Source organism: Bibersteinia trehalosi USDA-ARS-USMARC-188, assembly GCF_000521725.1.
Taxonomy (GTDB): domain Bacteria; phylum Pseudomonadota; class Gammaproteobacteria; order Enterobacterales; family Pasteurellaceae; genus Bibersteinia; species Bibersteinia trehalosi.
This window is the reverse complement of record NZ_CP006954.1, coordinates 2,144,856-2,166,273: the sequence shown is the minus strand read 5'-3', so window position 1 is coordinate 2,166,273 and position 21,418 is coordinate 2,144,856. Positions and strand designations below refer to the sequence as shown.

General features: G+C 41.2%; 11 protein-coding genes, 4 tRNA genes and 3 rRNA genes. 15 read left to right on the top strand and 3 right to left on the bottom strand.

Going from position 1 to position 21,418, the window contains the following annotated elements:
- The first annotated feature begins 21 nt into the window (after positions 1-21).
- Both recC and ptrA read left to right on the top strand, forming a co-directional pair.
- Complete coding sequence (gene recC, locus F542_RS09825) at positions 22-3,309, top strand: exodeoxyribonuclease V subunit gamma (RefSeq protein ID WP_025267432.1); 3,288 nt, start codon at positions 22-24, stop codon at positions 3,307-3,309.
- Entirely contained in the window at positions 3,306-6,251 is a 2,946-nt protein-coding gene (gene ptrA / locus F542_RS09820) for a pitrilysin (RefSeq protein WP_015431659.1), read from the top strand. Before recC ends, ptrA begins: the two co-directional genes overlap by 4 nt.
- 74 nt (positions 6,252-6,325) lie before the next feature.
- On the opposite strand, the gene hypT is transcribed toward ptrA, so the two are convergent.
- Positions 6,326-7,210 carry a hypochlorite stress DNA-binding transcriptional regulator HypT gene (gene hypT / locus F542_RS09815; RefSeq protein WP_015431660.1) on the bottom strand — a complete coding sequence of 295 codons (885 nt, stop codon included), beginning with the start codon at positions 7,208-7,210 and terminating at the stop codon, positions 6,326-6,328.
- Between the two features lie 213 nt (positions 7,211-7,423).
- Between hypT and cuyB the strand changes: the two genes are divergently transcribed.
- From cuyB to F542_RS09770, 9 genes are all read left to right on the top strand, one after another.
- Positions 7,424-8,119: a cysteate racemase gene (gene cuyB / locus F542_RS09810; RefSeq protein WP_015431661.1), complete on the top strand. Its 696-nt coding sequence runs from the start codon at positions 7,424-7,426 to the stop codon at positions 8,117-8,119.
- Between the two features lie 17 nt (positions 8,120-8,136).
- Entirely contained in the window at positions 8,137-9,444 is a 1,308-nt protein-coding gene (locus F542_RS09805) for an anaerobic C4-dicarboxylate transporter (RefSeq protein ID WP_015431662.1), read from the top strand.
- A 348-nt stretch (positions 9,445-9,792) separates the two neighbouring features.
- A 16S ribosomal RNA gene (locus F542_RS09800) occupies positions 9,793-11,332 on the top strand.
- A gap of 74 nt (positions 11,333-11,406) precedes the next feature.
- Positions 11,407-11,483 (top strand) — tRNA-Ile (locus F542_RS09795).
- Between the two features lie 40 nt (positions 11,484-11,523).
- Positions 11,524-11,599 (top strand) — tRNA-Ala (locus F542_RS09790).
- Between the two features lie 280 nt (positions 11,600-11,879).
- Positions 11,880-14,774, top strand: a 23S ribosomal RNA gene (locus F542_RS09785).
- 163 nt (positions 14,775-14,937) lie between these two features.
- Positions 14,938-15,053: ribosomal RNA gene (rrf, locus tag F542_RS09780) — 5S ribosomal RNA — on the top strand.
- The 16S, 23S and 5S rRNA genes sit together here with 4 tRNA genes alongside, the layout of an rRNA operon.
- Before the next feature lie 14 nt (positions 15,054-15,067).
- Positions 15,068-15,144 (top strand) — tRNA-Asp (locus tag F542_RS09775).
- Positions 15,145-15,203: 59 nt separating this feature from the next.
- A tRNA-Trp gene (locus F542_RS09770) sits at positions 15,204-15,279 on the top strand.
- Between the two features lie 64 nt (positions 15,280-15,343).
- Here the strand turns inward: F542_RS09770 and F542_RS09765 are convergent.
- Positions 15,344-15,985: a TfoX/Sxy family protein gene (locus F542_RS09765; RefSeq protein ID WP_015431664.1), complete on the bottom strand. Its 642-nt coding sequence runs from the start codon at positions 15,983-15,985 to the stop codon at positions 15,344-15,346.
- 273 nt (positions 15,986-16,258) lie between these two features.
- Between F542_RS09765 and rarD the strand changes: the two genes are divergently transcribed.
- The gene (gene rarD, locus F542_RS09760; protein WP_015431665.1) at positions 16,259-17,146 is read left to right on the top strand and encodes an EamA family transporter RarD; all 888 of its coding nucleotides are present in this window, start codon (positions 16,259-16,261) and stop codon (positions 17,144-17,146) included.
- Between the two features lie 67 nt (positions 17,147-17,213).
- Here the strand turns inward: rarD and F542_RS09755 are convergent, their stop codons facing one another.
- Entirely contained in the window at positions 17,214-18,107 is an 894-nt protein-coding gene (locus F542_RS09755; RefSeq protein WP_015431666.1) for a LysR family transcriptional regulator, read from the bottom strand.
- Between the two features lie 91 nt (positions 18,108-18,198).
- Here F542_RS09755 and F542_RS09750 point away from each other — a divergent pair, with 91 nt between their 5' ends.
- The 3 genes from F542_RS09750 to F542_RS09740 all read left to right on the top strand — a co-directional run bounded on the left by F542_RS09750 (position 18,199) and on the right by F542_RS09740 (position 21,329).
- The gene (locus tag F542_RS09750; RefSeq protein ID WP_015431667.1) at positions 18,199-19,284 is read left to right on the top strand and encodes an NADH:flavin oxidoreductase/NADH oxidase; all 1,086 of its coding nucleotides are present in this window, start codon (positions 18,199-18,201) and stop codon (positions 19,282-19,284) included.
- A 21-nt stretch (positions 19,285-19,305) separates the two neighbouring features.
- Positions 19,306-19,965, top strand: a complete 660-nt coding sequence (locus tag F542_RS09745) for an NAD(P)H-dependent oxidoreductase (protein WP_015431668.1) — start codon at positions 19,306-19,308, stop codon at positions 19,963-19,965.
- A gap of 305 nt (positions 19,966-20,270) precedes the next feature.
- Positions 20,271-21,329 (top strand): NAD(P)-dependent alcohol dehydrogenase, encoded by a 1,059-nt coding sequence (locus tag F542_RS09740; protein WP_015431669.1) that lies wholly within the window; start codon positions 20,271-20,273, stop codon positions 21,327-21,329.
- The last annotated feature ends 89 nt before the right edge of the window (positions 21,330-21,418 follow it).

Genomic DNA, 21,418 nt, shown 5'->3' with positions numbered 1-21,418 from the left:
TTCTTCAAAGAGGAAAGGGCGATGCTAAAAGTCTATTATGCGAACCAATTAAGGGATCATAAGGATCTGCTTGTCGGTATTTTAGAGAATGATCCAAATCCAGATCCTTTTTCGCAAGAAACAATCTTGGTACAAAGTATTGGTATGGCGCAGTGGCTGCAAATGGAGATTGCGCAGAAAATGGGTATCAGTGCTAATATCGCATTTCCTTTCCCAACTAGCTTTGTTTGGCAGCAATATCGCACACTCTTTCCAGAGCTACCTAAAGAAAATATTTTCTCGCCTTCAAGTACAGTTTGGCGGTTTATGCGTTTGATCCCTAAGCTACTTTCTCACCCCTCTCTGAGTCCATTGGCTCGCTATTTGGCAGAAGGCGATCAGCTAAAGCTATACCAGTTGGCCACTAAAATTGCAGATATTTTCGATCAGTATCTTGTTTATCGCCCACAGTGGTTAATTCACTGGGAACAAGGCGAAAGTCAGCATATCTTGAATGCAATAACTCAAAATTCTTCTCTTAAAATACAAGCTCATGCAGAGCTGGAAAATACGATTCAATGGCAAGGAATGTTGTGGAATGCCTTGACTGCAGATATTCGCCAAGATACAGCAGAAGAGATATTTCATACTTCACACCGTGCTTATTTGCAACATCGCTATTTTGAGAAATTGGCTAATTTAAGCGATCTAGAACTGAAAAAATTGCCGAAACGGGTTTTTGTTTTTGGCATATCTTCTTTACCGCCAAGTCAGCTTGCCGTATTAAAAAAGTTGAGTGAATATATTACTGTACATCTGTTTTTCACTAATCCGAGCCAAGAGTATTGGGGCGATCAGCAAGATGAACGTATGCTAGAAAAACTCGCGCTAAAACAGCAAATTTCATCAGAAGAAATGCAGGAATATGCGAAAGGTAATCCATTATTGGCTGTTTGGGGTAAGCAAGGCAAAGAGTTTTTTAACTTACTAGAAGAGCTTGAACCTTTGATTAATGAGCCACGCCTGTTTGATGATTTTACGGGCAAATACTCCTTGCTGGCTAATGTTAAGCGGGCAATTTTATATAATCAGCCTGAATTTGATGAGACGCTCAATGAGCACGAAATACCTTCTTTACAAATTCACGCTTGTCATAGCAAAATGCGTGAAGTAGAAGTGCTACATAATCGCTTGTTGGCTATGTTCGAGCAAGATCCTCAGCTATCGCCAAAAGATATCATTGTGATGTCTCCAGATATTGATAGTTATGCGCCTTATATCAATGCGGTATTTGCACGTTTTCAACGCAGTGATAATCGCTATATTCCGTTTAGCTTATCCGATCAAAAAATAAGCCATGTTGATCCTGTCGTGGCAAGTTTTTTAAATTTGCTTTCATTTAAAGAGAAAACATTTAGTGTAGAAGAAATTTTAGATTTGCTAAATGTAGCGGCTATTCGTACGAAATACCAAATCAGTGAGGAACAGCTACTTCAACTACAAGAATGGATCACCTCTGTTGGCATTCGAGCAGGCTTACAGCAAGATAACCCCTCTTGGCAAAATTACAATTCATGGGAAAATGGCATCGCTCGTTTGTTGCTTGGTACAGCATTAAAAGAAGAAAATAACCCATGGCAAAATGTACTTGGTTTTGATGAAAGTTATGGATTAAATGCTGATTTAACTGGCAATTTTGCACATTTTTTAGAAAATCTGACCGCTTGGCATATGCAATTACAAACGGCACATACCGCTAAGCAGTGGCAAGCAATGTTACTTAATTTGCTCACGCAATTTTATAGTGAAGAGCATGAGCAGATCGACAGTGTATTAGTTTTGCAGCATTCGATTAAAGCAGTGATGGAGCCGATCTTACAAACAGAGTTCAATGAACCTCTGGCTACAGAGATTATCTTGCAGCTGTTTGAAAGTCGTTTTCATGATACGCGTAGCAGCCTTAATTTTATGGTTGGTCATGTCAATTTCTGTACGTTATTACCAATGCGTGCTATTCCATTCAAAGTAGTTTGCTTGCTTGGGATGAATGAAGGGGAATTTCCGCGCCAGCAAATGAGCAATAGTTTTGATTTGATGCAATATGCTCATCAAAAAGGAGATCGTGCCAGACGAGATGACGATCGCTACCTGTTTTTGGAATCATTACTCTCTGCACAGCAGGTCTTCTATATTAGTTATATCGGACAATCACTCACCGATAATCAAGAAAAATTGCCTTCTATTTTAGTGTCACAGTTATTAGATTATCTCTCCAGCCAACTGAGTGATTCTCAAGTTCAGCAGTACCTGTATCGGCACCCAATGACAGTATTTAGTCCAAATAATTTTATTGATGGTGCAATTTCTTATGATGTTGAATGGTTACAGGCGAAACATCAACCACAGGCAATAAATGATTTTTCTGAGCCGATAGCGCGAGACTTCGTGGATTTACCAAATGAAATTGAATTGGATGATCTGATTTCTTATGTTCAAGATCCGGTTAAGTTTTTCTTTAATAGGCAGCTTGGGATTCGCTTCGAACAACATGAATATGCGCCAGAGCCACATGAAGTGTTTGAGCTTTCGAAGCTTGATGAGTATCAGCTTTTGAATAAGTTAGTTGAAATTAAACCTTGTGACCACGCACAATATATTGAAAATACCAAGCTAAAAGGTAAGTTACCCCATGGGTATTTTGGCGAATTGGCAACGCAGGATATGAATGAAAAAGTCCATATGTTACAAATCGCCTTGGCGGATTATTTAGGTAAAGAAAAAAATTTACTTGAAATCGATTATCCGCAAGGGATTCGATTACCAAATGGTGAAACTTATCAAATTCGTGTGCAGGGTTATATTCAAAACTGTTTTGAACAGCAACAAATTGTACAATGGCGAGTAGGAAGACTGCGGGATAAAGATCTTATTAGGGCATGGTTAAATTATTTGTTTCTAATTGTTACCCAAGAAAACAATGTGCTATTTCGTTTTTATTTTTTTGATAAAAAAGTGCAATGTTTACGCTTTACTACGCTTGATAAATCGCAAGCGGCTGACTTAATTCAAATTTACTTACAAGATTATTTTGCAAATTTTGGCCAATTAACTACCGCTTTAACCAGCGATTTAAAAGGCTATTTTAAAACTTTATCGGAAGGCAATGAAAACGAGCTTGATTTAGCGCTGTTGGAAAAATGTCTAAATGACAGCAGTAATCCTTATTGGTATAGGGTTGTAGTTCAAACTGCTGTGCCAGATTTTAATGCTATCCATCAACGTACCCTACGATGGTTTGAGTTGATGATACGGTCTCAGGAGATTCAATGAAAAAGTCTTTTTTAAGTTATAGCTTACAGCTGATTTTTGTACTTGGTGCAGCTCAAGCCAGTACAGTATTTGCAACTGCACATAGCCCCGCGATAGAAACTATACAGAAGGAAGCTCAAGCAGGGTTTGAGAAGTTAGCTGTGCAGATCCATAAAAGCCCAACAGATAAAGCCATTTATCAAGCGATTCGCTTAGATAATGGTATGGAGGTATTGCTAATTTCAGATGATAAAGCAAACAAGTCACTCTTTTCTGTAGGGCTACCGATTGGCTCAATGGAAGATCCAAAAGAGCAGCAAGGGCTTGCTCACTATCTAGAACATATGATTTTGATGGGCTCAAAAGATTATCCTGAAACCAATAGTTTAGATGGCTTCTTAACTAAAAATGGCGGACGTAATAATGCCTACACCGCACCAGATCGCACGGTTTACTATCTGCAAGTAAATAATAATGCCTTCGATGAAGCAGTGGCTCGTTTATCTGATGCTTTTGCGGCGCCATTATTAGCTGAGACCAATGCGAAAAAAGAAGTGAATGCCGTGAATGCGGAGATGGTGAGGGCTAAATCAAGTGATGGGCATTTGATTCGCTCGGTAAACCGTGCAACTGCCAATCCTGCACACCCTTACACTAATTTTGCTGTAGGGAATAATGAAACCTTGTCGGATAAACCCAATAGTAAATTGCAAGATGAATTGCTTAAATTCTACGACACTTATTACTCTGCTAATGTAATGAAAGCAGTGTTGTACTCGAATCAGCCTATTGATAAATTAGCTATACTAGCAGCCAATACTCTAGGTAAAGTCAAAAATAAAAATGTGAGTGTGCCAACGTTAGCCATGCCACTGTTTACCGAGCAAGATTTAGGGGTGGTATTGCACTATAACCCTGTGATTCCAACAAAAAGTTTGACGGTTTCTTTTGATATGCCTGAAGACAAGGCGGCTTTCCGCCAAAAATCAGGAGAATATCTCTCTTATGTATTTAGCAATAATACCGAAGGCACATTGGCGGATTATTTGGTGAAACAGGGGTTATCGGATTCAGGTATTGGCGCGATTTATAGTGATGATGTTAGCCGCAATCGTGGTTCATTTAATATTTCTGTGCGTTTAACTGATAAGGGATTAGCAGAGCAGGATAAGATAATTTCACTGATTTTCCAACAAATAGAGCAGATTAAAAAAGAAGGTATTCAAGCCAGCTATTTTGGTGAACTCAAAGAGAGCTTAAGCCAAGATTTTAAACACTTACGGGTAGATAAAAGCTTTAACTATGCGGCAAGTCTAGTGAGCCAAATGCTCAGCTATCCGCTGGAAAATATTTTTGATCAGGCTTATGTGGCTGATGAAATGGATGTTAATGAAATTAAAGCGAAATTAGATTTAATGATGCTTGATAATGCTCGTATTTTCATTGTGGATGATAAAGCTCCAACCAATCAAAAAACGCCATATTTTGAGGCTCCTTATGCGATTGCCAAAATGACGGCAGCACAAAAATCTAAATGGCTTGATTTTAGCCAAAATCCAACGCTAAAACTGCCAGCATTAAATCCATATTTCACTACGGAATTTACGCTTAACGAGGTGGATACTAGCCGTGAAATTCCAAAACTAATTTTAAAAGGTAAGGGCACAGAAATTTACGCAATGCCGAGTAAGTATTTTAGTGATGAAGCTAAAGCTCGTCTCCGTATTACGATGAGCATTTCGCCACGTGCGGATAATGTAAAAATGGATGTTACTTCTGTATTGTTAAATGTGATGAATGGGCTAGCCCATCGCCAAACGGCTTTTCAAGCTTCAGTCGCTGGAATGAGTGCTAATTTGATGACGACTGCAGATAGTATAGGGATTGTTGCTGATGGCTATACGCAGAATCTTGCTAAATTGCTGCAAGATGTAGTTGTGAATTTCAGTCAGTTTGAGCTGACAGAAAAAGATTTAGCATTGGCAAAACAGCGTTATCTTGAAAATCTTGATGCACTAGAAAAAGATTCTGCACAACGCCAAGCTATGCAGCCTGCGGGAAATTTTGCTCGCTATCCATTCTTTGAAACAGCGAAAAAACGTCAGGTATTAGCTGAAATTAGCCTTGATGATGTAAAAAATTTACGTGAACGCCTATTAAATAAAATGACTGCAGTGCGCATTCTCTCGTTAGGCAATCTTTCCGATACTCAACTCAAAACATTGCTGAAATCATTAGAGAAAGTCGTTAAAAACAACAATAGCCATATTGAATTTGGACGTTATGTTGATATAAATCAGGGTCAGCGTAAAATTAACTATATAAAACATATTCCGCATGAGGATAACGCGCTTTCTGTGAGTTATTTCTCCACTGGTTACGGAGATATTGAGGGTAGTGTTCGTGCTAGCTTGTTGGCAGCAATTATTTCTCGTTGGTATTTTGATGATTTACGTACAGATAAACAACTGGGTTATGTGGTATCAGCCAGCCGTGATCGTATTGGTAAGACCTCCGGGATTTCATTTACCGTACAAAGCCCTATTGCATCGACTAATGAAATTATGCAGCATAATCAACGTTTTGTAACGGAAAGTTTTGAACGTTTGCAAAAATTATCTGATACAGATTTTGAAAAATATCGTTCGAATCTTATTGAAACAATGCAGCATAAACCAGAATCTCTTTTACGTGAATTTGGTGAATATAATGGTGATTTTATGCATGGCAACGATAATTTTGATCGTAAGGCTCAGGCAATTAAATTGCTAAAAGTTCTAACGAAACAAGATATTGTTGATTTTTATCGTCAAACATTAGTTGAGCAAAACGGTTTTGTTTTTGCTTCACAAGCGATAGGGACAAATACCCGTATTAATCAAGCTGCAGAGTTAGTCGGCTTTGAAACGATAGAAAGTATCGAGGCCTTACAAAAAGAGTTTGAAATAAAACATTACCATTAACTCAAAAAATACTAACGGTATTAGCCGTTAGTATTTTTGTAAATAAGTAAGATGTTATGGTGCAATCAGGTGACTTATAGTTGAATATTTTTTAAATCATTCCAAAATTCTTCAGCCACATTATTTAAGCGTGTATTCATTCTGTAAATATAGCCTTTAATCGGAATGACGAGTTCCGCCTTATCTAAAATTTTAACTTTTTTATGTTGTAATTCTTCTTGCACCGAATATTTTGGTAACCAAGCAATACCTTGATGATTAAGTAACATATTTTTAAGTAATTCAGACATAGAAGAGATAAATTTAGTTTTAGTGCATAGCTTTGTTTGTGCTAATTTTCTATTGACTAACCGTCCCATGTAGGAGTTGGGCGTATAGTTTAATAATGGGATATTGCTGTCTGTAATATTGAATAATGCTTCACCAGTAATATCTACAGGAGAAACTGGATAAAGTTGAGATTGTAATATTTCCAAAGAGAGGAATGGTGGTTGCATAAGCCTTTCGTCGTAAAATGAGAAAATAAAATCACTTTTTCCTTCAATAAGCGTATTCACGGTTTGATCGACATCGATAGCTTCTACCGAGTAAATAAAGTTCTCATGTTTTTGTGAGAGTGTACGGATCAGATTGGGCATGATAGAAAGTGAGAGTGAATGGGCTGCTGCAAACTTAATATTGGGTAAATTACAATTATGTCCTAACAATTCATCTAGATTATTCCTTAATTGTTGGAGTAAATTTCGAGTCTGTGAATGAAATAGTTTTCCTTGATCGGTAAGTTGTAATGGTAGTGAAGAACGATCGAATAATTTTACACCAATCACTTCCTCTAAAGCGGAAATTCTACGACTAAATGCTGATTGAGAGAGATTCCGTTTTTCTGCTGCTTGAGAAAAATGACGGCACTCTTCTAAGATTAAAAAATCTTCTAACCATTTTGTTTCTATATTTTTCATACACCACCTATGCAAAATTTGCATTACCTTTTGGCTAAATGCATAACAATGTTTTTGTGAATATTTTTATTCTATTGATTTCCAAAGAATTATTCCAGTTTGTCAGAAGGATGTTGCATTTTTTGCATTGCACTCCAATTTATTGCATTTCTTTTTGATATTTCCCTTCTGCTATAACCCTTCATAGTTAAATTCACATTGAAGGAAACATATATGGCAAAAAATATTATTGGCATTTTAGGGGGAATGGGACCTGCTGCAACAGCAGATATGTTCCAGAAATTTATTCGCCTTACTCCCGCTAATTGTGATCAAGAACATATCCCACTTCTAATTTCTTCTATTCCAGATATCCCAGATCGAACCCGCTGTATTTTGGCGCAAGGTGAAGACCCTGCGCCATTGATGGAGAAATATGTACAAGGGTTAGAAAATGCAGGGGCAACTTGCATCATCATTGCTTGTAATACCGCTCACTATTGGTTTGAGCATTTGCAGGCAAAGAGCCATGTAGAAATGCTCAGTATGATAGACACGACATTAGATGAAGTGTTGAAAAGTAGGAAGCAGAAAATTGGTTTATTAGCAACGGATGCTACTTTGGCATCAGGATTATATAAAAATCGGATTGAAGCTCAAGGGCTTACCTTTATTCGACCAAATGAAGCAGGACAAAAAGAAGTTATGGAAAGTATCTATTTGTTGAAATCCGGTGAAATAGAAGAATCGACTAGGCTGATGTTAAAGCAGAAAGATGAGCTCATCCGTTTAGGGGCTGAAATTATCATTTTAGGTTGTACAGAAGTACCAATTATTTTAGCAAAAGAGATAGAACGGCAGCCACAACTCTATGTGGATTCTACACTGAGCTTGGTTCAATCAGCAATTAATTGGTATCAAACACATTAAATGAGGGAGAACTTATTATGATTTATGCAGAAATTTTTGTGGTGCTTGCGGCTATCTATTTAGGATTACGCTCGGGTGGCTTAGGTATTGGTTTATATGGCGGGTTAGGATTGGCAATTTTAACCTTAGGTTTTGGACTACCAATGGGTTCTATTCCTATTGATGTCATGTTAATTATCATGACTGTAGTGATCGCTGCGGCTGTATTACAGGCTGTTGGTGGAATGGATTTGCTCGTGCATTATGCTGAAGTGCTAATGCGCAAAAATCCTAAATATATTAACTTTATTGCACCAGCAATTACTTGGTTGATGACTATTATGGCAGGTACCGGATTTATTGTTTTTTCTACTTTGCCAGTGATTGCTGAAGTAGCAAAAGAGAGTGGTATTCGACCTTCGCGAGCATTAGCTGGTTCTGTTGTCTCTTCTCAACTTGCGATAGCGGGTTCTCCTCTGAGTGCTGCCATGGCAGCATTAATTGCAGTCATGGAAGGTAATAGTGTGACTTTCTTTCAGGTCATAGCGGTTTGTTTACCAGCTTCTTTCATTGCCTCAATGGTAGGAGCTTTTGTTGCATCTCGCCAAGGTTGTGAGTTAAAAGATGATTCTATATATCTGGAACGTTTAAAGGCGGGATTGGTTAGTCCATCTAAAAATGTAACTCATGTGGCTAATCGTCGTTCTGGCGCTCAACTTTCTATTGGAATTTTCTTGCTAGCGACAGTATTAATTGTCCTATTTGCAGCAGTACCGGGATTAAAACCTGTCTATGAAAGCGGTAAATCAATGAGTACTCGCGATATTATTATTGTGATGATGCTTGCTTCTTCTTGCTTAATGATGTTGGTCGGCAAAATTAAACCGGATGAAATTGTGGCGAGTTCTATTTTCCGTTCAGGTATGACATCCATCGCAGTAATTATTGGGATAGTAACTTTAGGGATGACATTTGTGGATGCACATTTAGCTGAAATAAAAGAATCAATTGGTGGCATTCTTACATCGTATCCAATGTTATTAGCAGCAGTACTGTTCTTTACTTGTGCTTTACTTTATTCACAAGGTTCAACCTCTGCGCTTATTATTCCATTAGCTGTTACTCTTGGTGTTCCGAATTGGGCGATTCTTGCTTCTTTTGTTGCTATTACAGGAATCTTTATTTTACCAACATACCCTACTTCTTTAGCAGCAATGGAACTTGATTCGACAGGCTCTACTCGGGCAGGAAAATATATGCTGGATCACCCATTTATGTTGCCAGCATTATTTGGTGTAGTGGCAGGATTGATCTTTGGTTTTGTTTTTGCACCAATGGTTGTCTAATAAATGGCTTGCAAGTGAGTTATTTTTGTTAATATAGCTTAAAATAAAATCAAGCGGTCATTTTTTTTAGATTTTTTGCAAAAAAGCGCTTGCAAAGGATTTTGAAATCTCTATAATGCACGCCATCGCAACGACGCACTGTTGCAAAGATAAATTTTCCAGTGCGTCGTTCTTTTTTGTTCTTTAACAATATATCAGACAATCTGTGTGGGCACTTGTTGATTGATTAGTTAAAAATATTTTTTAATTTTGAAGTCTTAATAGGTGCTTAAACTAGAAATTCATTACTTCTATTTAATAGAAATAAAGCGATTTATAGCTAGCAGTTATTGAGCGATTAAACTTTTTGAATTGAAGAGTTTGATCATGGCTCAGATTGAACGCTGGCGGCAGGCTTAACACATGCAAGTCGAACGGTAGCAGGAAGAAGCTTGCTTCTTTGCTGACGAGTGGCGGACGGGTGAGTAATGCTTGGGAATCTGGCTTATGGAGGGGGATAACTACTGGAAACGGTAGCTAATACCGCGTAATATCGAGAGATTAAAGGGTGGGACTTTCGGGCCACCTGCCATAAGATGAGCCCAAGTGGGATTAGGTAGTTGGTGGGGTAAAGGCCTACCAAGCCTGCGATCTCTAGCTGGTCTGAGAGGATGGCCAGCCACACTGGAACTGAGACACGGTCCAGACTCCTACGGGAGGCAGCAGTGGGGAATATTGCACAATGGGGGGAACCCTGATGCAGCCATGCCGCGTGAATGAAGAAGGCCTTCGGGTTGTAAAGTTCTTTCGGTGATGAGGAAGGTGTTTTGTTTAATAGACAAAGCAATTGACGTTAGTCACAGAAGAAGCACCGGCTAACTCCGTGCCAGCAGCCGCGGTAATACGGAGGGTGCGAGCGTTAATCGGAATAACTGGGCGTAAAGGGCACGCAGGCGGATAGTTAAGTGAGATGTGAAAGCCCCGGGCTTAACCTGGGAATTGCATTTCAGACTGGCTATCTAGAGTATTTTAGGGAGGGGTAGAATTCCACGTGTAGCGGTGAAATGCGTAGAGATGTGGAGGAATACCGAAGGCGAAGGCAGCCCCTTGGGAATATACTGACGCTCATGTGCGAAAGCGTGGGGAGCAAACAGGATTAGATACCCTGGTAGTCCACGCTGTAAACGATGTTGATTTGGGGATTGGGCTTTAAGCTTGGTGCCCGTAGCTAACGTGATAAATCAACCGCCTGGGGAGTACGGCCGCAAGGTTAAAACTCAAATGAATTGACGGGGGCCCGCACAAGCGGTGGAGCATGTGGTTTAATTCGATGCAACGCGAAGAACCTTACCTACTCTTGACATCCATGGAATCTTGTAGAGATATGAGAGTGCCTTCGGGAACCATGAGACAGGTGCTGCATGGCTGTCGTCAGCTCGTGTTGTGAAATGTTGGGTTAAGTCCCGCAACGAGCGCAACCCTTATCCTTTGTTGCCAGCGATTTGGTCGGGAACTCAAAGGAGACTGCCAGTGATAAACTGGAGGAAGGTGGGGATGACGTCAAGTCATCATGGCCCTTACGAGTAGGGCTACACACGTGCTACAATGGTGCATACAGAGGGTAGCGAGCCAGCGATGGTGAGCCAATCTCAGAAAGTGCATCTAAGTCCGGATTGGAGTCTGCAACTCGACTCCATGAAGTCGGAATCGCTAGTAATCGCAAATCAGAATGTTGCGGTGAATACGTTCCCGGGCCTTGTACACACCGCCCGTCACACCATGGGAGTGGGTTGTACCAGAAGTAGATAGCTTAACCGCAAGGGGGGCGTTTACCACGGTATGATTCATGACTGGGGTGAAGTCGTAACAAGGTAACCGTAGGGGAACCTGCGGTTGGATCACCTCCTTACCAAGATAACTAAAACGACTGCAAGTGTTCACACAGATTGTTTGATATGAAAGACAAACCGAAGGTCATCCGTTGGGTCTGTAGCTCAGGTGGTTAGAGCGCACCCCTGATAAGGGTGAGGTCGGTGGTTCAAGTCCACTCAGACCCACCACTCATTACCATATGAGTGAACACAACGGAAAGATGAAATTGGGGATATAGCTCAGCTGGGAGAGCGCCTGCCTTGCACGCAGGAGGTCAGCGGTTCGATCCCGCTTATCTCCACCAATCATCATACCTAAGGTTGCAAGCGGTAGAAAATGCCAAGATTTTTGCAATTTTAGGTATGATGATAGGCGAAAGCCATTGTCTGATGTTCTTTAAAAAATTGGAAACAAGCTGAAAACTGAGAGATTTTTCAAGTTCGTTAAGTTTACGAGAGTAAATGACGAATAAATTGAAAGTCTGAGTAGTTCAAAATCTTGATTGAACAAAAGCAATCAAGTGTAGTTGTTAATGTTATTTAATCTTAAACCGTTTAAGATTCTTAAAATGTTTGAGGTTGTATAGTTAAGTGACTAAGCGCACAAGGTGGATGCCTTGGCAATCAGAGGCGAAGAAGGACGTGCTAATCTGCGAAAAGCTTGGATGAGTTGATAAGAAGCGTTTAATCCAAGATATCCGAATGGGGAAACCCAGTAGGTGAAGAACCTACTATCATTATCTGAATACATAGGATAATGAGGCAAACCGGGAGAACTGAAACATCTAAGTACCCCGAGGAAAAGAAATCAACCGAGATTTCGTTAGTAGCGGCGAGCGAACGCGAAAGAGCCAGTTAGTGATAGCTTGAATGTTAGGAGAATGAGTTGGGAAGCTCAGCGGCACAGGGTGATAGCCCCGTATCTAAAAACATTCTGGTGGTACTAGGCTAACGACAAGTAGGGCGGGACACGTGATATCCTGTTTGAAGATGGGGGGACCATCCTCCAAGGCTAAATACTCCTGATTGACCGATAGTGAACCAGTACTGTGAAGGAAAGGCGAAAAGAACCCCGGCGAGGGGAGTGAAATAGAACCTGAAACCTTGTGCGTACAAGCAGTGGGAGCCCTTCGGGGTGACTGCGTACCTTTTGTATAATGGGTCAGCGACTTATATTTTGTAGCAAGGTTAACTGAATAAGGGAGCCGTAGGGAAACCGAGTCTTAACTGGGCGAATAGTTGCAAGGTATAGACCCGAAACCCGGTGATCTAGCCATGGGCAGGTTGAAGGTTGGGTAACACTAACTGGAGGACCGAACCGACTAATGTTGAAAAATTAGCGGATGACTTGTGGCTGGGGGTGAAAGGCCAATCAAACCGGGAGATAGCTGGTTCTCCCCGAAATCTATTTAGGTAGAGCCTTGAGCGGACACCTTCGGGGGTAGAGCACTGTTTCGGCTAGGGGTCCATCCCGGATTACCAACCCGATGCAAACTGCGAATACCGAAGAGTGATACTCAGGAGACACACGGTGGGTGCTAACGTCCATCGTGGAGAGGGAAACAACCCAGACCGCCAGCTAAGGTCCCAAAGTCTATATTAAGTGGGAAACGAAGTGGGAAGGCTTAGACAGCTAGGATGTTGGCTTAGAAGCAGCCACCATTTAAAGAAAGCGTAATAGCTCACTAGTCGAGTCGGCCTGCGCGGAAGATGTAACGGGGCTAAAATATAGCACCGAAGCTGCGGCATCAGACGAAAGTCTGTTGGGTAGGGGAGCGTCGTGTAAGCGGAAGAAGGTGAATCGAGAGGTTTGCTGGACGTATCACGAGTGCGAATGCTGACATAAGTAACGATAAAACGAGTGAAAAACTCGTTCGCCGGAAGACTAAGGGTTCCTGTCCAACGTTAATCGGGGCAGGGTGAGTCGGCCCCTAAGGCGAGGCTGAAAAGCGTAGTCGATGGGAAACGGGTTAATATTCCCGTACTTGTAATAACTGCGATGTGGGGACGGAGAAGGTTAGGTTAGCAGACTGTTGGATGTCTGTTTAAGCTGGTAGGTGGAAGACTTAGGCAAATCCGGGTCTTCTTAACACCGAGAAGTGATGACGAGTTTCTAAGGAGATGAAGTAACTGATACCACGCTTCCAGGAAAAGCCACTAAGCTTCAGGTTATTATAAACCGTACTATAAACCGACACAGGTGGTCAGGTAGAGAATACTCAGGCGCTTGAGAGAACTCGGGTGAAGGAACTAGGCAAAATAGCACCGTAACTTCGGGAGAAGGTGCGCCGGCGTAGATTGTAGTCCCTAGCGGATGAAGGTTGAACCGGTCGAAGATACCAGCTGGCTGCAACTGTTTATTAAAAACACAGCACTCTGCAAACACGAAAGTGGACGTATAGGGTGTGATGCCTGCCCGGTGCTGGAAGGTTAATTGATGGTGTTATCGAAAGAGAAGCTCCTGATCGAAGCCCCAGTAAACGGCGGCCGTAACTATAACGGTCCTAAGGTAGCGAAATTCCTTGTCGGGTAAGTTCCGACCTGCACGAATGGCATAATGATGGCCAGGCTGTCTCCACCCGAGACTCAGTGAAATTGAAATCGCCGTGAAGATGCGGTGTACCCGCGGCTAGACGGAAAGACCCCGTGAACCTTTACTATAGCTTGACACTGAACATTGAATTTTGATGTGTAGGATAGGTGGGAGACTATGAAGATGATACGCCAGTATTGTTGGAGTCGTCCTTGAAATACCACCCTTTAACGTTTGATGTTCTAACGAAGATTACGAAACGTGGTCTCGGACAGTGTCTGGTGGGTAGTTTGACTGGGGCGGTCTCCTCCCAAAGCGTAACGGAGGAGCACGAAGGTTTGCTAATCACGGTCGGACATCGTGAGGTTAGTGCAATGGTATAAGCAAGCTTAACTGCGAGACAGACAAGTCGAGCAGGTGCGAAAGCAGGTCATAGTGATCCGGTGGTTCTGAATGGAAGGGCCATCGCTCAACGGATAAAAGGTACTCCGGGGATAACAGGCTGATACCGCCCAAGAGTTCATATCGACGGCGGTGTTTGGCACCTCGATGTCGGCTCATCACATCCTGGGGCTGAAGTAGGTCCCAAGGGTATGGCTGTTCGCCATTTAAAGTGGTACGCGAGCTGGGTTTAGAACGTCGTGAGACAGTTCGGTCCCTATCTGCCGTGGGCGTTGGAGAATTGGTTGGGGCTGCTCCTAGTACGAGAGGACCGGAGTGGACGCACCACTGGTGTTCCGGTTGTGTCGCCAGACGCATTGCCGGGTAGCTAAGTGCGGAAGAGATAAGTGCTGAAAGCATCTAAGCACGAAACTTGCCAAGAGATGAGTTCTCCCTAGCTATAAGCTAGTAAGGGTTGTTGGAGACTACGACGTAGATAGGCTGGGTGTGTAAGTGTTGCGAGACATTGAGCTAACCAGTACTAATTGCCCGAGAGGCTTAACTATACAACCTCAAGCGTTTTAGATAAAACAAAAACATCGGAACGGTTGAGGAATTAACAGAGTGTGCGAAAAGAAAGCACAAGAACGAAGAATCAGAATTTAGCTTGTTTCAAATTTAACGAAGAAAGAACAAACAATATAACGGACAGAAATCATCGAAGATTTTCCTGATGTCCATAGTGCTGTGGTACCACCTGACCCCATACCGAACTCAGAAGTGAAACGCAGTAACGCCGATGGTAGTGTGGGGTTTCCCCATGTGAGAGTAGGGCAACATCAGGGTATTATTTTAATGCGGAGCGGTAGTTCAGCTGGTTAGAATACCTGCCTGTCACGCAGGGGGTCGCGGGTTCGAGTCCCGTCCGTTCCGCCACTTTATTTCAAAGCGAGTTTCATACTCGCTCTTTTCATAGAAAAAGAAAATCTATCAATAGGGGCGTAGTTCAATTGGTAGAGCACCGGTCTCCAAAACCGGGTGTTGGGAGTTCGAGCCTCTCCGCCCCTGCCATTATTATAAACCGGCTAGTTAAAACTAGCCGGTTTTTTTATATTCCGTTTACCCTAACGGAAGGCTAATCATCAATCTTAAAACGCTTACGCAGCCCTGCTTCATAAAGGGCTTGATTAGCATCTTTTAAGATTTTTCTCTTTTGCTCTGGCGTCATTGTATAAATATACTGACGATGTATAGCACCATATAATTTGAATAAAAATGTTTCATCAGCCTCAATACCTGACTTGATTAGTTCAACGTAAATCGAGTAGGCACCTCTTGCCATGAAATCATTAATTGAGCAAATACCAAGTTTTTTTAGGATTCTCTCAATATTGATATTCAAATTAGGTAGGGCACGAATCAGTTCTCGGCGCTTCAGGCTTGATAACTTTTTCTGTAGTGCAATTTCTTTGAGAGTGGTTTTAACTAAATGAGAATACACCTCCGGATTTAGTAAGATTGATTGAGGTAGATGGTAGAAATTTTTGTTATGAATTCCAAACCTGGCATCATCTAATCGCTCAAGCTGACTGATGAGTTCATTTTCTGATGCATGTTCAGGCATTCGCAGATAGAATTTATCATTCTTGTACAATCCAAAAAGTAAATCATTTTTGAAAATTGCATAGTAAGAAAAGAACGTCTTTACTCTGGTTTCACCAATAATATCTGCGAAGATTTCACGGATGAGCCTCGTTTTCTTGTATATGCTACTCATATTAATCTCCTTATTGGGCAAGGTAACAATGGTGAAGATCCAAGAAAGCTTTCTTGGATTGGATATGATCTCTCAAGCATTTGCTGTGTTGCAATGGCTTTTTTTCATAAAATTTGTGACATAAGTCCAGAATTTACAAAAAATCTTACGATTTGAACATTAAATAACCATTTGTGATTGCTTGATTGGGTAAATGATTCTGCTCTATTTTGCCTTTCGACTACTTTCCGTTTACTATTTTTTATCTACTTTGGAATATAATTGGGTATCAGCATGAAACTAACTGATAAATTACAAGGTTGGCACTATGCTTTAATGTGCTATATGACATGGGGAATGTTTCCGATTTATTGGGCTCCGCTTTATCAATCATCAATGCCGGCAGAGCAACTTCTGGCTCAGCGGGTAATTTGGTCGATGTTATTTGCTATTGTATTGGTAATCGTATTTAGGCAGACTACCGTGGTTTTGAGGGTATTAAAACAGCCAAAAGTACTAGGTATTTTCTTACTTTCAGCCTTTATGATTGGGTTAAATTGGTTGGTTTATTTATGGGCATTAGTCAATCAGCATATTTTAGATGCAAGTTTGGGGTATTTTATCAATCCATTACTGAACGTGTTTGTTGGTCGGCTAGTATTAAAAGAGCGTTTGAATATTACCCAGTTTATTGCCCTATGTTCTGCAACAGTAGGTATTTTATGGCTTGCCATACCAGCAGGGCAGATCCCATGGATCGCTTTAATTCTTGCTGGAAGTTTTGCATTATATGGTTTAATTCGTAAGTTAGCGCCAATGTCTGCATTGTCTGGCTTTACATTAGAAACATTACTTATGTTACCGTTTGCATTGGGTTATCTCTATTTTTGTCATTTGCAAGATGCTTTCGTATTTATAGAATTAACCCCATTGCAAATAACAATATTACTTGGCTCGGGTATTGCTACCGCATTGCCATTAATCTGGTTTGCGACTGCGGCTAAGAAGATCTCTATGTCGTTGCTAGGTATGTTGCAATATATTTCGCCTACGTTACAGTTTTTATGCGGTGTACTATTATTTGGTGAAACGTTATCGACACAGGGTTTGATTGGTTATGCTTTTGTTTGGTTTGGTGTGATTGTTTTTTTAGTTGGGATGCAGAATAAGTGCCGTAGCTGATTATCATCCACATGAATAGATAGCCCGCGCTGTTTTGCAGATTTTTGTGTAAATAAGACCGCTAGTGTCATTCGAGCACGGCTGATAATACCTTACGAAGCCATCGATGAGCGGGGTCTTGCTCTGTGCGTTCGTGCCAAGCCATCATCATGGTGAAATTTTCTACCTCAAGAGGTGGTGGCTGTAGCTGCACATTTGGTAATGTGCGGGCAAGGTGTTCAGGCAGAACGGCTACTAAATCTGAACCCTGCAAAAGTTGGGGGAGAAGTGAAATATGATTTACCGAAACCATCACTTTGCGTTGTCGTCCTAGTTTTTGCAAGGCTAAATCGGTCGCTCCTTTAAATTCACCACCATTATAGGAAAGCATAGCAAAAGGTAATTCACAAAACTGATCCAGTGTAAGCACTACATTTGCCATTGGGTGATTTTTACTCATTACACAAACATAATGTTCTTCATATAGTATGCTTTGATACATATCTTTAGTGAGATGCTGCTGGCTAACTAAGGCAAGATCAATCTTATTTTGCTCAAATAAGGTTTTGATATTTTGCCCTTGTACGGGCAGCAGGGCAACTCGGACATTGGGGGCAAGTCGTCTAAGACGTAAAATTAACGGCAGAGCAATGATCTGTTGCACATAATCCATTGCGGCAATACGTAATGTCATTGAGAGTTTCTCTGGTTCTAGCACAGGTGGTTGTAGCATGGAGTTAATATCTTTCAGCACTTTTTCTGCTATTCGTCCAAGTTGCAATGCTCGTTCCGTTGGCTGCATGCCATGTTGCACTCGTACAAACAGAGGATCGTTAAAACTCTCTCGTAAACGATTTAGAATCCCACTCATTGCTGGTTGAGTAATAGATAGCCGCTTTGCAGCTCTGCTCACATTGCATTCATCAAGCAATACCACAAAGGCTTTCAGTAAATTAAAATCAAGCGTTCTAATATCGTTCATTTTTATATCTCAATATAAGAATTATCAATTTGAAATGATAATATCACTTCTTTATTATCTCCCCAAATATTTCCATAACAAGAAATTTCGCATGGCAAAATTTAGAAAACTCTTTACTCCATTTACTATTAAAAATTTAGATTTGAAAAATCGTGTCGTAATGCCACCAATGTGTCAGTATTCCGCCAAAGATGGCGTGCCAAATGATTGGCATTTTGTGCATTACACCAGCCGTGCTATCGGTGGTGTTGGCTTGATTATTGTGGAAATGACAAACGTGGCACCAAATGGTCGCATCACACCAAATTGTTTGGGATTATGGAATGATGAACAGCAATCTCAATTTAAACGGCTAGTAGATAGCGTTCATGCAAATGGTGCCAAAATTGCGGTACAAATTGCCCACGCTGGCCGTAAGGCACAAGATGAGCCAAATGCGGTTGCACCTTCAGCCATTCACTATGGTGAGTTAGACTATGCAGGGCAAAATCTCATCACACCTCGAGAATTAAGCACTGATGAAGTCAAAGAACTCGTCCAAGCCTTCCAAAACTCGGTAAAACGTGCGGTAGAAGCTGGCTTTGATGCGATTGAACTTCACGCGGCACACGGTTATTTAATCCACCAATTCTATTCGCCAAAATCAAACAAACGTACCGATGAATATGGTCAAGATCCAATGCTTTTTGGTGAACAAGTGACTAAAGCGGCAAAAGCGGTGATGCCAGCTGATATGCCGTTAATTGTGCGTATCTCTGCGCAAGAATACGGCAAAGATGGATTTGATAGTAATTATGGCGTTGAGGTGGCAAAACGATTTGTCGCGGCTGGGGCAGATATTTTAGATGTCAGCGGTGGTGGTGATGGCGTTTTACACGCAGGTAATCACCCAGAATTTTACGCAGGTTATCACCCAGAATTTTACGCAGGTTATCAAGTTTATCTTGCTGAAAAAGTGAAAAAAGCAACAAACGTGCCTGTTATTGCGGTAGGAATGTTGGATAATCCAGCGGTTGCTGACCACGTATTAGGCTTAGGCAATGCCGACTTGGTGGCGATTGGGCGTGCGTTATTGCGTGACCCTTATTGGGTGTTAAATGCACAATACCAACAAAATGCCGCAGACAGTAAGGAAATGCAATTTGTACCAGCTCAGTACCAACGGGGCTTTATGTAATTTTTAATTTGGAGAACTCAAATGAATTTTTTAAACAAAGAAGACGTACTTAACGCATTCAACTATCGTGCTTCAACCCGTTCTTATGACGGCAGTAAAAAAATCCCTGCTGAGGATATGCACTATATTTTAGAATTAGGTCGCCTCAGCCCAAGTTCAGTTGGTTCTGAGCCTTGGGAATTTATTGTGTTACAAAATCCTGAACTCCGCCAAGCGATTAAACCTTATTGCTGGGGGATTCCAACCATGGAAACGTCTAGCCATATCGTGGTGATTTTAGCGAAGAAAAACGCACGCTATGACAGCGAGTTTTTACGAGAATCTATGCTTAGACGTGGTGTTACCGAAGAGCAAATGCCTGCGGTTATTGAGAAATATCGCAATTTCCAAGTCAATGACAGCAAAGTAGCTGAAAATGAACGCACGCTATTTGACTGGGCAAGTAAACAAACCTACATCGCATTAGGCAATATGATGACAGGGGCGGCAATGATCGGGATTGATAGTTGCCCAATTGAAGGGTTTGATTACGATAAAGTCAATCAAATTCTCTCTGAAGCGGGCTTATTTGATGCCAACGAATGGGGGATTTCGGTGATGTGTACCTTCGGTTATCGTGATAAAGAAATTCGTAAAAAAGCCCGTAAGTCATTTGATGAAGTGGTGAAATTTGTAGAATAATCATTCAATCAGACCGCTTGCTTGCAAGCGGTTATTTTTGGGTAAAAAATACAAAATAGAGGAGCACCTTTAAATCCTATATATGGTAGTGGCTTTTGCCCCAAATGAGCTATTAAAAATTGCTGTAGAACTCACTTAAAAAAGTGAAGTATTAGTTGAAATTACCTATATTGGCGGGTGTTATCATGTCGCTGTTTTTGGCTTAGTTGATATCGGTTTGGTACAACAGATTGCTTAAATCTCAATGATGTTAACAAGCCAAATCAACAGGTGATTATTAACATTTGAACATTAAGGAGTCTGCGATGAGCTACCCTGTAAAATCCTATGCGGCTTTTTCAGCAACAACGCCTTTGGCACCACATTCATTTGAACGCCGTGAATTACGTGAAGATGATGTGTTAATTGATATTTTATACTGTGGCGTATGCCATTCAGATTTACACACCGCGCGTAATGACTGGGGCTGGACACACACCTATCCTATTGTGCCCGGTCATGAAATCATTGGCAGAGTGGTGAAAGTGGGCAATAAAGCCACTAAATTCGCAGTGGGTGATTTAGTTGGTGTAGGCTGTATGGTAGATTCTTGCAGAGAGTGCTCGCCATGCCAACACGGCTTGGAACAATACTGTGAACAAGGTAATATTGGCACTTATGGTTCAGAGGATCGTTTTGATGGTACGCTGACACAAGGTGGTTACAGTACCAATATTGTGGTAAGCGAAGATTTTGTCTTACACGTATCAGAAAAATTAGATACCAAAGCAGTCGCTCCATTGCTTTGTGCTGGGATCACGACTTATTCGCCGCTTCGTCATTGGAAGGTAAAGGCTGGTGATAAAGTTGCGGTTATTGGCTTGGGTGGTTTGGGACATATGGCAGTAAAATTGGCCAAAGCCATGGGCGCAGAGGTGACCTTATTTACTCGCTCGCTGAATAAATCTGATGATGCATTCCGATTAGGAGCAAGCCATGTGGTGCTTTCTACTGATAACGAACAGATGAAAGCAGTACACAATAAATTCAACCTTATTATTGATACTGTGCCATACACCCACGATCTTAAACCTTATATTCCAACCTTGGCTTTAGATGGTACGTTGGTTTTAGTGGGGCTTGTTGGGGAGTTAGAGCAAACTATTAATACTGTTCCGCTGATTTTAGGGCGACGCTCTATAGCAGCTTCAGAGATTGGAGGAATTAAAGAGACTCAAGAAATGTTGGATTTTTGTGCCGAGCATAACATTGTGCCAGATGTTGAAATGATTGATATGCAAAATATCAATGAGGCTTATGAGCGTATGCTTAAATCTGATGTGAAATACCGCTTTGTCATTGATATGGCAAGCCTAAAAGGTTAACTGAAAAATAGGAGATGATTTCACCTATACCTAATTGGTGAGATGTATAAAAACGAGAATGAAATAATCCTATATCTAGTACTTATCTG

Bases quoted from the DNA above. Each gene is read 5' to 3' on its own strand.
- F542_RS09805 (WP_015431662.1), top strand. From the start codon at position 8,137: ATGATTTATGCAGAAATTTTTGTGGTGCTTGCGGCTATCTATTTAGGA.
- rarD (WP_015431665.1), top strand. From the start codon at position 16,259: ATGAAACTAACTGATAAATTACAAGGTTGGCACTATGCTTTAATGTGC.
- F542_RS09745 (WP_015431668.1), top strand. From the start codon at position 19,306: ATGAATTTTTTAAACAAAGAAGACGTACTTAACGCATTCAACTATCGT.
- ptrA (WP_015431659.1), top strand. From the start codon at position 3,306: ATGAAAAAGTCTTTTTTAAGTTATAGCTTACAGCTGATTTTTGTACTT.
- recC (WP_025267432.1), top strand. From the start codon at position 22: ATGCTAAAAGTCTATTATGCGAACCAATTAAGGGATCATAAGGATCTG.
- F542_RS09750 (WP_015431667.1), top strand. From the start codon at position 18,199: ATGGCAAAATTTAGAAAACTCTTTACTCCATTTACTATTAAAAATTTA.
- F542_RS09740 (WP_015431669.1), top strand. From the start codon at position 20,271: ATGAGCTACCCTGTAAAATCCTATGCGGCTTTTTCAGCAACAACGCCT.
- cuyB (WP_015431661.1), top strand. From the start codon at position 7,424: ATGGCAAAAAATATTATTGGCATTTTAGGGGGAATGGGACCTGCTGCA.
- F542_RS09755 (WP_015431666.1), bottom strand. From the start codon at position 18,107: ATGAACGATATTAGAACGCTTGATTTTAATTTACTGAAAGCCTTTGTG.
- hypT (WP_015431660.1), bottom strand. From the start codon at position 7,210: ATGAAAAATATAGAAACAAAATGGTTAGAAGATTTTTTAATCTTAGAA.
- F542_RS09765 (WP_015431664.1), bottom strand. From the start codon at position 15,985: ATGAGTAGCATATACAAGAAAACGAGGCTCATCCGTGAAATCTTCGCA.